Origin of the sequence: Arthrobacter sp. AG367 (assembly GCF_007828995.1) — a bacterium.
Classification (GTDB): domain Bacteria; phylum Actinomycetota; class Actinomycetes; order Actinomycetales; family Micrococcaceae; genus Arthrobacter.
Map to the genome: position 1 here is coordinate 135,447 of NZ_VIVE01000005.1, position 13,350 is coordinate 148,796.

General features: G+C 66.7%; 12 protein-coding genes. 8 read left to right on the plus strand and 4 right to left on the minus strand.

Annotated elements, in window-relative coordinates; translation table 11 throughout:
- Nucleotides 1-3: 3 nt before the first annotated feature.
- Together FB478_RS14555 and FB478_RS14560 are read right to left on the minus strand one after the other, a co-directional pair.
- Nucleotides 4-579 carry a tripartite tricarboxylate transporter TctB family protein gene (locus tag FB478_RS14555; RefSeq protein ID WP_056388358.1) on the minus strand — a complete coding sequence of 192 codons (576 nt, stop codon included), beginning with the start codon at nucleotides 577-579 and terminating at the stop codon, nucleotides 4-6.
- A gap of 5 nt (nucleotides 580-584) precedes the next feature.
- The gene (locus FB478_RS14560) at nucleotides 585-1,595 is read right to left on the minus strand and encodes a tripartite tricarboxylate transporter substrate binding protein (protein WP_056388360.1); all 1,011 of its coding nucleotides are present in this window, start codon (nucleotides 1,593-1,595) and stop codon (nucleotides 585-587) included.
- A gap of 150 nt (nucleotides 1,596-1,745) precedes the next feature.
- Here FB478_RS14560 and FB478_RS14565 point away from each other — a divergent pair, with 150 nt between their 5' ends.
- The 5 genes from FB478_RS14565 (at nucleotide 1,746) to FB478_RS14585 (ending at nucleotide 8,116) form a co-directional block, all read left to right on the plus strand.
- On the plus strand, nucleotides 1,746-2,630 hold the full coding sequence (locus FB478_RS14565; protein ID WP_056388362.1) for a LysR family transcriptional regulator: 885 nt from the start codon (nucleotides 1,746-1,748) through the stop codon (nucleotides 2,628-2,630).
- 142 nt (nucleotides 2,631-2,772) lie between these two features.
- Nucleotides 2,773-3,687: a 5-dehydro-4-deoxyglucarate dehydratase gene (gene kdgD, locus FB478_RS14570; protein ID WP_056388364.1), complete on the plus strand. Its 915-nt coding sequence runs from the start codon at nucleotides 2,773-2,775 to the stop codon at nucleotides 3,685-3,687.
- Nucleotides 3,688-3,715: 28 nt separating this feature from the next.
- A complete protein-coding gene (locus FB478_RS14575; protein ID WP_144600971.1) occupies nucleotides 3,716-5,320 on the plus strand; it encodes an aldehyde dehydrogenase (NADP(+)) in 1,605 nt (534 codons plus the stop codon).
- Complete coding sequence (locus tag FB478_RS14580) at nucleotides 5,317-6,645, plus strand: enolase C-terminal domain-like protein (protein WP_144600972.1); 1,329 nt, start codon at nucleotides 5,317-5,319, stop codon at nucleotides 6,643-6,645. The genes FB478_RS14575 and FB478_RS14580 overlap by 4 nt, the downstream gene beginning before the upstream one ends.
- A 118-nt stretch (nucleotides 6,646-6,763) precedes the next feature.
- Nucleotides 6,764-8,116, plus strand: coding sequence for an MFS transporter (locus tag FB478_RS14585; protein ID WP_144600973.1), 1,353 nt, complete (start codon nucleotides 6,764-6,766; stop codon nucleotides 8,114-8,116).
- Here FB478_RS14585 and FB478_RS14590 read toward each other — a convergent pair.
- Complete coding sequence (locus FB478_RS14590; RefSeq protein WP_018770945.1) at nucleotides 8,113-9,342, minus strand: beta-ketoacyl synthase; 1,230 nt, start codon at nucleotides 9,340-9,342, stop codon at nucleotides 8,113-8,115. The genes FB478_RS14585 and FB478_RS14590 overlap by 4 nt on opposite strands.
- 6 nt (nucleotides 9,343-9,348) lie before the next feature.
- Nucleotides 9,349-10,962, minus strand: coding sequence for a peptide chain release factor 3 (locus FB478_RS14595; protein ID WP_144600974.1), 1,614 nt, complete (start codon nucleotides 10,960-10,962; stop codon nucleotides 9,349-9,351).
- Between the two features lie 195 nt (nucleotides 10,963-11,157).
- Here FB478_RS14595 and FB478_RS14600 point away from each other — a divergent pair, with 195 nt between their 5' ends.
- The 3 genes from FB478_RS14600 to disA all read left to right on the plus strand — a co-directional run bounded on the left by FB478_RS14600 (nucleotide 11,158) and on the right by disA (nucleotide 13,349).
- Nucleotides 11,158-11,400, plus strand: coding sequence for a hypothetical protein (locus tag FB478_RS14600; protein WP_056388374.1), 243 nt, complete (start codon nucleotides 11,158-11,160; stop codon nucleotides 11,398-11,400).
- A gap of 75 nt (nucleotides 11,401-11,475) precedes the next feature.
- Complete coding sequence (locus FB478_RS14605) at nucleotides 11,476-11,976, plus strand: 2'-5' RNA ligase family protein (RefSeq protein WP_144600975.1); 501 nt, start codon at nucleotides 11,476-11,478, stop codon at nucleotides 11,974-11,976.
- 296 nt (nucleotides 11,977-12,272) lie between these two features.
- The gene (gene disA / locus FB478_RS14610) at nucleotides 12,273-13,349 is read left to right on the plus strand and encodes a DNA integrity scanning diadenylate cyclase DisA (RefSeq protein WP_018770949.1); all 1,077 of its coding nucleotides are present in this window, start codon (nucleotides 12,273-12,275) and stop codon (nucleotides 13,347-13,349) included.
- The last annotated feature ends 1 nt before the right edge of the window (nucleotide 13,350 follow it).

Consider the following 13,350-nt stretch of genomic DNA (forward strand, 5'->3'; position numbering starts at 1 on the left):
CTCCTAGAAGAGGTGGGGGATGGAAGTGCCCAGCGCCAGCACGAAGATCCCGTAGAAGGACGCGACGACGATGGCACTGATCACGAGGGTGGAACGCCAGGTCTCGCTGCCCAGGAACTTCATCCAGATGATGCACAGGATGAGGGCGGGAATCTCGAACCCGATCAACGGCATCAGCGCCACCATGGCGGCCAGCGTGGCCAGGCCAGTGAGGGGCGCGAAGGACATCCGGGTGAACTTCTCCGCGTCCCGGTTGTGCCGGCCCCACACCAGCTGGAAGATGGCCAGGGCCACCATCACGCAGCTGGTCAGGAAGGGCCACAGCCCCGGTTCGGGCTTCTCCGGAGTGCCAAGGCCCATGGAAACTGACAGCGCCAGGGCGGCGGTTCCGACGGCGAGCACCACCAGGGATGAGGCCGCGTTGGCGAGCGGGCCTGCAGCGGGAGGCTTTTCCTCCTCCCACTGCGCAGCCAGTTCTTCGGGGGTCAGGGCCTCGGGCAGGTCTTCCGGGCCGTCACAGCCCGGCGGAAGGGCGGAGCTGCCGCCCCGCCCGGCAGCCACTGCTGGAGTAGTCCCCATGGCCGTTACTTGTTCCCGTTGAGGCTGATGCCGTGCTTCTCCACCAGGGACTTGTACTTCGCGGCGTAGTCCTTCCACTGCGTTACCACTTCCTCGCCGGAGATCTCCTTGGGCGTCAGGAGGTTCTTCTTGTTGAACTCCTGGTAGGCGTCGGTCTTGAACGTGTCCTTGAATGCAGCGGCGAGCTTGTCCTTGACCTCCTGGGGAGTGCCCTTGGGAGCCGCGACCGCACGGTACTGTGCCACGGGAACGTCGTAGCCGGCTTCCTTGGCGGACGGAACGTCAGGCAGGAAGCTGTTGCGCCCTTCGGAGAAGACCAGCAGAGGGGTGACTTTTCCGGCCTGGATCTGTGCCATGGCTTCGCCCAGCTGGACAGTGGCCAGCTCCACCTGGTTGCCCAGGACGGCGGTCAGTGCCGGCTTACCACTGTCGAACGGCACATCGGTGCCCTGCACGTTGGCCTGCTTGAACAGGACGGTCTGGGCCAGCTGGCTGCCCGTGCCCACGCCGGTGGTCCCGAACGTGACGTTCCGGCCGGCGGCGGTGACGTCCTTGAAGCTCCTGAACCCGGAGCCCTGGCTGGCCACCAGCACGTAGTCGTCCTGCGAAAGTCCAGTGATGATGTCCAGGTCGTCGAGGTTCACTGCCTCGTCCTTGCTCACGGCAAGGGGGGTGATGGTGACCAGGGAGGCTGTGAGGAGTACCAGCTCCTGGCCGTCGGCCGTCTTGCCGGCAACTTCCTTGGTGGCGAGGGCGCCGTTGGCGCCCGGCTTGTTCACCACGGGCATCGGGGCTCCGAGGGTCTTGGCGGCGCCGTCTGCAAGCGCCCTGGCGATCAGGTCCGTGCTGCCGCCGGCGGCCTGTCCCACGGTCATTGTTACGGGCCCGGCCGGGTACTTGGACGGGTTGCCGGCTGCGGCTCCGCCGGCAACGTTGCCGCCGCAGGCTGTCAGTGCCAGCAGGGTGAAGGCCGACGCCGTTCCGAGAACGGCGCGGCGGGACGGGAAGTGCATCATTGGGACTCCTAGGTGCAAGCGCAGGTGCGGGCTGGGACGCCCGGTACATCTGTGAAGCGGGTCACCCCCGCCTCGCTGTGTCGAGTGTAGGGAGCAGTTATGATGCCTGTCTAAGCCCATATCTGCATCATTTGATACCCGGAAGGCATCATGTTCACTTTCGACCAACTGGCCGGATTCATCGCCGTAGCGGAGGAACTCCACTTCGGCAGGGCGGCAGAACGCCTGAATATGACGCAGCCGCCACTGAGCCGGCAAATCCAGAAACTCGAAAAGGCCGTGGGCGCCGAACTGCTGGAGCGGGACAACAGGAAAGTGGAGCTGACATCTGCCGGCCGGACGTTCCTGGACGAGGCCCGCCGGCTCATGGCACTCGCGGAGCGGGCACCTGTCACCGCACGCCGCATCGCTTCCGGCAAATCCGGCGTCCTGCGGATAGGCTTCACCGCGGCCAGCGGCTTCAGCATCCTGGGTCCGCTGCTGGAGGAACTCGCGGGCATCATCCCCGATGTGGACATCGAGCTGCAGGAACTGGTGACCGGAGACCAGTTGGCCGGGCTGCTGACGGGCGAACTGGACCTGGGGCTGGCACGGCCGCCGTTCGACCGGGAGACCTTTGACTCGCATCTCCTCTACCGCGAGTCCATGATGCTGGCCGTCCCCGAGGGGCACCCGCTGACGAAGCTGGAACGGAGCATTGCCGCGGACGATTTCAGCGATGAGCCCCTGATCATGCACTCGGCCACCCAGGCCCGCTACTTCTATGACCTGGTGGTGCGCATGCTCCCCATCCGCCACACCAACGTGGTGCACACGGTGAGCCAGATCCTCACCATGGTGTCGCTGGTGGCGGCCAAGCGCGGGCTGGCCTTCGTGCCCCACTCGGCCACCATGCTAGGTATCCGCGGCGTTGAATTCCTCCCGCTGGAGGGTGGCGACCACGAACAGGTGGAGCTGCATGCGCTGTGGAACCGGAGGGTCACCAATCCTGCGCTGTCGCGCCTCCTTCGGGACCTTGAGTTCGCCATGGAGTAACCGGCGCCCCTCCGGTCAGTAATGCAGCAAAGGTATCAACGCATATAAAAATGCACTTAGACAGGCATCGAGGGCGCTCCTACTGTGGGAACGGAATCATCAGCCTGCCGCCCGCGGCGCACACACCCGGAGGACCCACACCGTGGCAAAGTACACACCCCAGGAACTGGCGGACACGCTCAAGGAAGGCCTGCTGTCCTTTCCCGTGACCCCGTTCGATGCCCAGCTCCAGGTCGATGAGGAGAACTACCGCAAGCACCTGGCGTGGCAGGCGAGCTTTCCGGTGGCGGGCCTGTTCGCGGCCGGCGGCACCGGCGAAGGGTTCTCCCTGACTCCTGCCGAGTCGGAGCACGTGGTGCGGACAGCCGTCGAGGAGGTGGGCAGCCGCATCCCCGTCCTTGCCTCCGCCGGTGGCTCCACGGCGCAGGCCATCGAAAATGCGAAGGCTGCCGAGGCTGCCGGCGCAGAAGGCATCCTCCTCCTGCCCCCGTACCTCACGGAGGCAGACCAGGACGGGCTCGTGGAACACGTCAGCGCGGTCTGCCGGGCCACCTCCCTGGGCGTCATCATCTACAACCGGGCCAACGCCATCTACCGGGACACCACGGTGGCAACCCTCGCCGAGCGGCACCAGAACCTGATCGGCTTCAAGGACGGTGTGGGCGACCTGGAACACGATGCCCGCGTTTACGCCAAGCTCGGCGACCGCCTCTTCTACCTGGGCGGCCTCCCGACCGCCGAGACCTTCGCCCTTCCCCTCCTGCAGCTCGGCATGAGCACGTACTCCAGCGCCATGTACAACTTCGTCCCCCAGTTCGCACTGGACTTCTACCAGGACGTCCGCAACCAGGACCGGGCCGCGGTGAACAGGAAGCTCAACGACTTCGTCATCCCCTACCTGGACATCCGCGACCGCGTGAAGGGCTACTCTGTTTCCATCGTCAAGGCCGGCCTTGATGCCGTGGGCCGTCCCGCCGGCCCGGTGCGGCCGCCGCTGCAGAACCTCAACGATCAGGACTTCGCGGACCTCAAAGCCCTGATCGCCACCGTTTCCTAGCCGTCGCTGCAGACACAGGAGCCCCACCATGACCCTCAACGGACATTCACTCATCGCCGGCCGGCCCGTTACCGGCGAAGGCAAAACCACCAGCGGGTTCAACCCGGCCACCAACCAGGCCCTGGAGCCCGCCTACTCGCTGATCACGGAAGAACAGTTGAAAGCCGCCACGGCAGCGGCCGCCGAGGCCTTCCCGTCCTTCAGCACCCTTGACCCGGAAACCCACGCGTCCTTCCTCGAAGCGATCGCGGACAACATCGACGCCCTGGGCGAGGAACTGATCATCCGCGCCGGCCAGGAAACAGGGCTCCCGGCGGCGCGGCTCACCGGTGAGCGGGCCCGCACCACCGGCCAGCTGCGCCTCTTCGCGGACGTGGTGCGGCAAGGCGACTTCCGCGGCGTCCGCATCGACCCCGCCCTCCCGGACCGGACCCCGCTCCCCCGGGCTGACATCCGGCAGCGGCAGCTCCCCCTGGGTCCCGTCGCCGTGTTCGGCGCCAGCAACTTCCCGCTGGCGTTCTCGACGGCGGGCGGAGACACCGCCTCGGCCCTCGCCGCAGGCTGCCCGGTGGTCTTCAAGGCCCACAACGCCCATCCCGGCACCAGCGAACTGGTGGGCCAGGCGGTGACCCAGGCCGTCAAGGACGCAGGGCTGCACCCCGGCGTGTTCTCCCTGATCTACGGTCCCGGTTCCAGCATCGGCCAGGCCCTCGTGGCGGACCCCGCCATCAAGGCGGTCGGCTTCACCGGCTCCCAGGCTGCAGGCATCGCCCTGATGAAAACCGCGGCCGCCCGCCCCGAGCCGATTCCCGTGTACGCGGAGATGTCGTCACTGAACCCGGTCTTTGTCTTCGAGGGCGCCCTCGAGGGCGACGTCGACGCCCTTGCACAGCAGTACGTCACCGCCGTCACCGGAAGTTCCGGCCAGCTCTGCACCTCCCCCGGACTCCTGTTCGCCCCCGAAGGCGAGGCAGGGGACAAACTCGCTGCCGCCGTCGGACGTGCCGTGTCCGCCTGCGCCGGTCAGACCATGCTCACCGAAGGCATTGCCAAGTCCTGGAACGCCGGGACGGAAAACCTTGGCGCGGCAGCCGGCGTCGAACTCATCGGCCAGGGCACTCCCGGCCCCACCGAGAACGCCCCGGCGCCCACCATCTTCGGCACGGGCGTCACCGAATTCACCAGCAACCACGTCCTGCATGAGGAAATCTTCGGCGCCGCGTCCCTGGTGATCCGCTACAGCTCCATCCAGGACCTCCTCCAGGCAGCCGGCCGGATGGAAGGCCAGCTCACCGCGTCCCTGCAGCTCACCGAACAGGACTATCCAACAGCGGCGCCGCTTATCCCCGTCCTGGAGCAAAAAGTGGGACGCATCATTGTCAACGGCTGGCCCACCGGCGTCGAAGTCGGCCACGCCATGGTCCACGGCGGCCCCTTCCCCGCCACCTCGGACTCGCGCACCACCTCCGTTGGAACCCTGGCGATCAACCGCTTCCTGCGTCCCGTGGCCTACCAGAACCTCCCCCAGGAACTGCTCCCGGCAGCCCTGCAGGACGCCAACCCCTGGCACCTCAACCGGCGCATCGACGGCGAAGTGGTTTCCGCCGCAGAGAAAGCAGAGAGCAACGTATGAGCAACCAGCCCACCATTGCCGCCATCGAAGTTGTACCGGTAGCCGGCTACGACAGCATGCTGATGAACCTCAGCGGCGCCCACGGCCCGTTCTTCACCCGCAATGTGGTGATCATTACCGACTCGGACGGCCGCACCGGCCTCGGTGAGGTTCCCGGCGGCGAAAAAATCCGCAGCACCATCCAGGAAGCCGGCGTCCTGATCAAGGGCAAGCCCGTGGCCCGGTACCGCTCCCTGCTGCGGGAAATCGCCGCGGGATTCGCGGACCGGGACGCCGGCGGGCGCGGGCTGCAGACGTTCGACCTGCGCACCACCGTCCACGCCGTCACCGCCGTCGAGTCCGCCCTGCTGGACCTGCACGGCCAGTTCCTCGGCGTTCCCGTCGCGGAACTGCTCGGCGACGGGCAGCAGCGGACGTCCGTGCCGATGCTCGGGTACCTGTTCTTCATCGGCGACCACACGCGAACCGACCTGCCGTACCTGGTGGAGGAGTCGCCGTCGGACCGCTGGGAAAAACTCCGGCGCCAGGAGGCCATGACTCCGGAAGCCGTCGTCGCGCTGGCCGAAGCCGCCCAGGAACGCTATGGCTTCTCCGACTTCAAGCTCAAGGGCGGCGTGCTGTCCGGCGACGACGAAGTGGACGTGGTCACGGCACTCGCCAAGCGGTTCCCGGAGGCCAGGGTCACGCTCGACCCGAACGGCGGCTGGCTGCTGGAGGAGGCAATCCGGCTGGGCAAGCGGATGCAGGGCGTGGTGGCGTATGCAGAGGACCCCTGCGGCGCCGAAGGTCGGTTCTCCGGCCGCGAAGTGATGGCCGAGTTCCGCCGGGCCACCGGACTGAAGACCGCCACCAACATGATCGCGACGGACTGGCGCGAAATGTCGCATGCCATCCGCAGCAACGCCGTGGACATCCCGCTGGCCGATCCGCACTTCTGGACCATGCACGGCTCGGTCCGGGTGGCCCAGCTGTGCAACGAGTTCGGCCTCACCTGGGGCTCGCACTCCAACAACCACTTCGACATCTCGCTGGCCATGTTCACCCACACCGGAGCCGCCGCCCCCGGTGGGATCACGGCACTGGACACGCACTGGATCTGGCAGGACGGACAGGGCCTCACCAAGGAGCCGCTGCAGATCAAGGGCGGCGCCATCGAAGTCCCGGCGGCTCCCGGCCTGGGGATCGAGCTGGACCGGGACGCGCTGGACAAGGCGCACCAGCTGTACCTTGAGCACGGCCTGGATGCCCGTGACGACAGCATCGGCATGCAGTACTACATCGACGGCTGGTCCTTCGACCCCAAGCGGCCGTGCCTGGTCAGGTAATGGGCCAGGCCACGACAGCCAAGTCGCGACAGCAAGTAATGAAAGCCGGCAACCGCAAGTCCGGTAAGTTTCTCCAAGGCCCCCGCCTTGCCAACACCCCTCCCAAAGGAAACATTCAATGAAGTCTGTGGACAACGCCGTCCTGGACCTGGCATCTGCCACCAGGAAATTCTTCAAGCGCGTGCTCCCGGTCATGCTGGTCATGCTGGTCTGCAACCAGCTGAACCGCTCAAACATCGGCTACGCCCAGGACCACCTCCAGGCTGACGTGGGAATCGGCGCCGCCGCTTATGGTTTCGGTGCCGGCCTGTTCTTTATCGCCTATGCCATCTTTGAGCTCCCCAGCAACGTGATGATGGAAAAGTACGGCGCCAAGGTCTGGCTGACCAGGATCATGGTCAGCTGGGGCATCGTCTCCTTCCTGATGGCGTTCGTGCAGAACGAGACCATGTTCTACGTCCTGCGGTTCCTCCTGGGCGCCGCAGAGGCCGGCTTCTTCCCGGCCGTCATCTTCTACTTCGCCCGCTGGGTTCCTGCCGGCCAGCGCGGAAAGGCGACGGCGGTCTTCATCGCCGGTTCCTCGGTTGCCGCGGCGATTTCCGGCCCCATCGCCGGCATGCTGCTGAGCCTCAACGGCGCCCTGGGAATGCGCGGCTGGCAGTGGCTCTTCGGGTTCGAAGGCATTCTGTCCGTCCTGGTGGGCGTCACTGTGTTCTTCCTGCTGGACGCGAAAATCGCCGACGCCAGGTGGCTCTCCCCCGCCGAAAAGGACGCGCTGTCCCAGGCCATCGATGCGGAGGACGCCGGGCACGCCAAGGCGGAGAGCGGAAAGGTCAACCGCTGGAAGATGCTGCTGAACCCGCAGATCCTGCTCCTGTGCGGCATCTACTTCGCCATCCAGCTGTCCATCTACGCCAACACCTTCTGGCTGCCAAGCATCATCAAGCGGATTCCCGGGACCACCGACCTCTCCGCAGGTTTCCTCTCCTCCATCCCCTGGATCTGCGCCGTGTTCGCGATGTACTTCGCGGCGAAGTGGCAGGACAAGGCCAGGTCCAGGAAGCCCCTGCTGGTGGTCGCGCTCCTGGTGGCAGCCATCGGTACCTACGCGGCGGCCGTGGCCTCGCCCGGGCTGGCGCTGGTGTTCCTGGCCGTAGCGGCCATGGGGTTCAAGAGCGCCTCACCGCTGTTCTGGACCATCCCGCAGTCCGGACTGCACCCGCTGGTGCTGGCTCCGGCCATCGCCATCATCAACTCGCTGGGCAACCTGGGCGGGTTCGTGGCACCTTTCGGTTTCGGCATCATCAAGGAGCAGACCGGCAGCGTCATTCCGGGACTATTCGCCCTGGCTGCGGCTTCGGCGGCGGCAGCCGGCCTGGTCTACTTCCTGAAGGAACGCCGCAGCGGGGCTGAGGCGTCGACCGAGACGCCGGAACTGCCCAACACGGCGCCGCTCCCCAGCAGGGCCTAACCCGCGGTAAGCACCAGCGCCACGCTGTGGCCGCCAAAACCGAAGGCATTCACCAGCCCGGCCGGGGCATAACCCGGCGGAAGCTGGTGGGTGCCTTCGGTGAGGACGTTAAGGTCCACTTCCGGGTCCAGCGCTTCCACGTTCAGCGTCCCGGGGACCTTCCCGGTCCGCAGCGCTTCGAGGACCACGACGGCGGCCAGGGAACCGGCGCCGCCCAGCAGGTGGCCGGTATGCCCCTTGGTGGAAGTGACCGGCACGTCAGCGCCGAAGACCGCGTTGATTGCCTGGCCCTCCAGCCGGTCCCCCACAGGGGTGGAGGTGGCGTGCGCGTGGACGAATCCGATATCAGCCGGCCGCATGCCCGCCGAGTCCAGCGCCTTCTGCATGACCCGCCGCTGCATGGCGGGGTCCGCGGCCACGATGTCGTTCGCGTCGGAGGTCACGGCTCCGCCTGCCACGGCACCAAGGACGGCGGCGCCGCGGGCACGGGCGTGCTCCTCGCTCTCCAGCACCACCACGCCGGCGCCCTCTGCCAGCACAAACCCGTCGCGGCCGCCGTCGAACGGGCGCGAGGCCAGCTTGGGGTCATCCGACCGCGTGGACAGGGCACGGATCTGGGAGAAGCCGGTGATCACAAGGTCGTTGACGGAGGCGTCCACGCCGCCGGCAATCACGACGTCGGCAGCACCGGAGCGGATCATCTCGGCTGCCTGGACAATCGCCTCAGCCCCGGAGGCGCAAGCGCTGACAGGCGTCCGGGCGCCGCCACGGGCGCCAAGGTCGATGGACACCCACGCGGCCGGACCGTTGACCATGAGGCGGGTGAGGGTATGCGGCGAAACCTTCCGGGGGCCCGATTCGGCCAGCACCCGGTCCTGCTCGATGGTGGAACCGAGCCCGCCGTAAGCGGAGCCGATCACCACGGCGAACCGCTCCGGATCCACCTCGGGGGCGCCGGCCTGCGCCCATGCCTCGCGCGCCGCGATCAGCGCCAACTGGCCGCACCGGTCCATCCGCTTCATCTCGCGGGTACTGAGGTGCTCCGAAAGGTCTGCGGTGACCTGCCCTGCGATTTTGACGGGCAACTGCCCTGCCCAGTCCTGCTCCAGCGGCCCGATCCCGGACCGGCCCTCAAGCAGGGCCTCCCAGGTTTCCTTGACGCTGGAACCCAGCGGGTTGATGGTGCCGGCGCCGGTGACCAGCGCGCGTGGTTGTACTGCCGTCATGGTTGGCTACTTTGCGGGGTTATGGGTGCCGATGGGCACGAGCGTCAGGTCGGGGTGGTTCTTCTCGATCCGCCGGAGCGCCCAGACGTCGTTGAACAGGGCGAGGTATTCGCCGTCGGACCGCAGCAGCACCTCCGCGCCCGGGACGTTTGCCAGCGCGGGCATGGCATCCGCAGTCGAAATCCTGGCCAGGGAGTAGGGCAGGCGTTCCAGGCGCATGGGTGCGCTGAAGTCGTGCGCCATGCGGTCCTCCACCACTTCGAACTGCATGGGCCCGACGGCGGCAAGCACCGGCGCCTGGTCACCGCGGACGTCGGAGCGGAGCACCTGGATGACGCCCTCGTGTTCCAGCTGCTCAATGCCGCGGCGGAACTGCTTGAACTTGCTGGGGTCCTTGGACCGGGCCACCTGGAAGTGCTCAGGGGCAAACAGCGGGATGGCCGGGTATTCCACCGGGTTCTCAAGGAACAGGCTGTCGCCCACGCGCAGCGAGGACGCGTTGACCAGGCCCACCACGTCACCGGGGTAGGCCTCGTCAATGACTTCGCGTTCGCGGCCGAACACCTGCTGTGCGTACTTGGTGGCGAAGGACTTGCCGGTGCGGGTCTGGGTGACCACCATGCCGCGCTCGAAGACGCCCGAGCAGACGCGGATGAAGGCCACGTGGTCGCGGTGCGCCTTGTTCATGCCGGCCTGGACCTTGAAGACGAACCCGGAGAACGGGGATTCCACGGGACGGGGGTTTCCGTCCACGTCGGGGCGGGGCGCTGCCGGCGGCGCGAAGTCCACCAGCGCGTCCAGCAGTTCCTTGACGCCGAAGTTCAGCGCAGCGGAACTGAACAGGATGGGAGTTGCCCTGCCGGCGTGGAAGGCGTCGACGTCGAACTCCAGGTTGGACTCAATCACCAGTCCGGCCTCGTCCACCGCGTCTGACCAGTTGCTGCCCTGGTCTTCCGCCGCTTCCTCGGGAGTGAAGTACTCGGTGATGGCGATCTGCGCTCCGGCGTTGTTGCGCTGGAACCGGGCGAAGCGGTCGTTGCGGAGGTCCCAGACGCCGCGGAAGTCACCGGAGATGCCCACGGCCCAGGTCAGCGGCATGGGCTGCAGCCCGGTGCGCTCGGTGATCTCGTCCATCAATGCCAGGGCGTCCAGGCCCGGGCGGTCCCACTTGTTGATGACCGTGATGATGGGCAGGTTGCGCTGCTTGCAGACCTCGAAGAGTTTCATGGTCTGGGTTTCCAGGCCCTTGGCGGCGTCCACCAGCATCACGGCGCAGTCGACGGCGGCGAGCACGCGGTAGGTGTCCTCGGAGAAGTCGGCGTGGCCGGGGGTGTCCAGAAGGTTGATGACGGTGTCCCGGTAGGAGAACTGCAGGGCCGCGGAGCTGATGGAGATGCCGCGGTCCTTTTCCATCTGCATCCAGTCCGAGACTGTTTCCTTGCGGTTGGCCTTGCCACTGGAAGCGCCCGCGGTGCCGATCACCTTTGCGTGCAGCGCCAGCGCTTCGGTGAGCGTTGACTTGCCCGCGTCAGGGTGGGAGATGACAGCGAAGGTCCTGCGGCGGCCAGCCTCTTTGTGGATACCGGAGATCCGGGCGGGGGTCAGGACATCTTGGGACACGGTGCTACTTTCGCTGCGGTTGTGGCTGCCCAGGTGTCTTTCGGGTACTGCGCTGCGACTCGAGGGCGGGGAAGGTGATTGGCAAACGGCCAAAGTACAGTTTATCGCAGGGCTGCAAACCGGACGGGTTCCGCTTAACGCGGGCGAAACCGGACGTTCAAGGCGGCGAAATGCGGGGCAGTTAGCTTTGGGCGCATGATGCATGGCGCCACTTTCACCGGCAACCTTTTTTTCGACCCCCTGGCCACCAACCTGGGCGCCAACGCGGGTGCGGTCCTTGGCACCGCCGCGGCCCAGCCGCCGGGTTCGGCCCTTCCTACCGGCCCGTCCCGGAAACGGGGAGTGCAAACAGCGGCTGAACACAAAGCACTCCGTGCCGCTTCACTGTCGAAAGTCAGCCGGGATTTGGAGCGGATGCTCAGGGACCGGAAGCGCTGACGTCCCCGCGGCGGCAAAACCTGGCAGGCATGGGGGTGCCCGGCAACGGATACCCGGCAACGGCATGATGGGTTCATGCGCAGCATCGAGTTGGTCTTTGACGGCCCCACCGAATCCCTGGTCAGGGCTGACTGGGCGCGACTCGCGGCCGCCGGCCTCCCCAGCCTGGCAGGGCATACCTCCCCCAGCAACAGCCCGCACATCACCCTTGCGGCAGGCACGGACCTGGTTGCCGCCCGGGAAGGTCCCTGGGAGGTGCTGCCCGTGGATGTCACCTTCTCCGGAGCGGTCGTCTTTCCCGCCGGCGCAGGAAAATATGTCCTTGCCCGCGCCGTGCTGCCGACTGCTCCCCTGCTGGACCTGCACGGAATCCTGCACCAGGGCCTGTCAGGGGCGCTGCCGCTGACGTGTCCGGGGGCCTGGACACCGCACGTCACCGTTTCCCGGCGTATTCCCGGCCATCAACTCGGAGCGGCGGTGGACCTGCTGGACCTGCGCCTCGAGGGCCGCTGCACGGGAGCGCGGCTCTGGGACAGCAGCACCAGAACAGTCACACCCCTGGGAGCCTCCGCCTGAGCAACCCGCTGAAAGGCAGAGCTAAGGCCGGGCAGGGTCAAAGCCGGGGCAGGGTTGAAAATGGCGGGGGTCCAAAGCGGCGAAAGTGGCTGCCCCGCAATGCCCCCAACCAGCGTTTTTGCCGCCGTTCCGGGCACCCCCTGATGGGGCACTTTGGGGCTTGCCCGTGCGGAAGTTGGGTTTCTTACCCCTATCATTGAGCTTGCGGGAATCAGTGCACTTTTTGATCCTGCCGGCAAACTGCGGACGCCGGCATTCCTGCGGGTGGCGGTCCGCACCTTTGAAGGGAAAAACCTATGGCGCGGAGCCCCGAAGAATCGCTGAGGGCCACTCTGGGCAGGGTTGCACCCGGAACGCCCCTCCGCGACGGCCTGGAACGGATCCTCCGCGGACGCACCGGCGCACTGATCGTCCTCGGCTCCGACCGCACCATCGATTCCATCTGCTCCGGCGGATTCGATATCGGCATCGAATTCTCGCCCACCCGGCTGCGCGAACTGGCCAAGATGGACGGCGCCATCATCTGCGACAAGGATGCCGGCAACATCCTGCGTGCCGCGGTCCAGCTGGTCCCGGACTCAAGCATCGAAACGCAGGAATCGGGCACCCGCCACCGCACGGCGGAACGGGTGGCCAAGCAGACCGGGGTCCCGGTCATATCCGTGAGCCAGTCCATGCAGATCATCGCCCTGTACGTCAACGGGTTGCGGCACGTCCTGGAGGGCTCGGAAAACGTCCTTGCCCGCGCCAACCAGGCCCTGGCCACCCTGGAGCGCTATGTTGCCCGCCTGGACCAGGTCACCAGTTCGCTCTCGGCCCTGGAAATCGAGGCAATGGTGACGGTGCGCGATGTGGCCGTGACCCTGCAGCGGCAGGAGATGGTGCGCCGCATCTCGGAGGAAATCTCGCAGTACGTCCTGGAACTTGGCGAAGACGGCCGGCTCCTCTCGCTCCAGCTCGACGAGCTCACCGTGGGCCGTGGACCGGGCAGCGACGTGATCATCCGCGACTACGCCAGCCCCAACGCCTCCGCGGAGGACATCGAAAAGGCCGTCAACGAACTGGTCAGCCTGGGCCCGACCGAGCTGATCGATCTCGGCAAGATCTCCGCGATCGTGGGGTTCGCGGGCGGCGAGGCAAACCTCGATGCCGTCGTCCAGCCCCGCGGATACCGGCTCCTGTCCGGCCTGAAGGCGGTTCCCAAGGCGGTAGCGGACCGGCTGGTGGACCATTTCGGTGGCCTGCAGTTCCTCATGGCGGCCACCATTGACGACCTCATGACCGTTGACGGCATCGGCGACCAGCGCGCCCGCACCGTGCGTGAGGGGCTCAGCCGGATGGCCGAAGCAAGCCTCCTGGACCGCTTCCTGTAAC

Excerpts from the sequence above, each read along its gene's own strand:
- FB478_RS14555 (WP_056388358.1), bottom strand. The coding sequence starts at position 579 with ATGGGGACTACTCCAGCAGTGGCTGCCGGGCGGGGCGGCAGCTCCGCC.
- FB478_RS14560 (WP_056388360.1), bottom strand. The coding sequence starts at position 1,595 with ATGATGCACTTCCCGTCCCGCCGCGCCGTTCTCGGAACGGCGTCGGCC.
- FB478_RS14565 (WP_056388362.1), top strand. The coding sequence starts at position 1,746 with ATGTTCACTTTCGACCAACTGGCCGGATTCATCGCCGTAGCGGAGGAA.
- FB478_RS14575 (WP_144600971.1), top strand. The coding sequence starts at position 3,716 with ATGACCCTCAACGGACATTCACTCATCGCCGGCCGGCCCGTTACCGGC.
- FB478_RS14580 (WP_144600972.1), top strand. The coding sequence starts at position 5,317 with ATGAGCAACCAGCCCACCATTGCCGCCATCGAAGTTGTACCGGTAGCC.
- FB478_RS14585 (WP_144600973.1), top strand. The coding sequence starts at position 6,764 with ATGAAGTCTGTGGACAACGCCGTCCTGGACCTGGCATCTGCCACCAGG.
- FB478_RS14590 (WP_018770945.1), bottom strand. The coding sequence starts at position 9,342 with ATGACGGCAGTACAACCACGCGCGCTGGTCACCGGCGCCGGCACCATC.
- FB478_RS14600 (WP_056388374.1), top strand. The coding sequence starts at position 11,158 with ATGATGCATGGCGCCACTTTCACCGGCAACCTTTTTTTCGACCCCCTG.
- FB478_RS14605 (WP_144600975.1), top strand. The coding sequence starts at position 11,476 with ATGCGCAGCATCGAGTTGGTCTTTGACGGCCCCACCGAATCCCTGGTC.
- disA (WP_018770949.1), top strand. The coding sequence starts at position 12,273 with ATGGCGCGGAGCCCCGAAGAATCGCTGAGGGCCACTCTGGGCAGGGTT.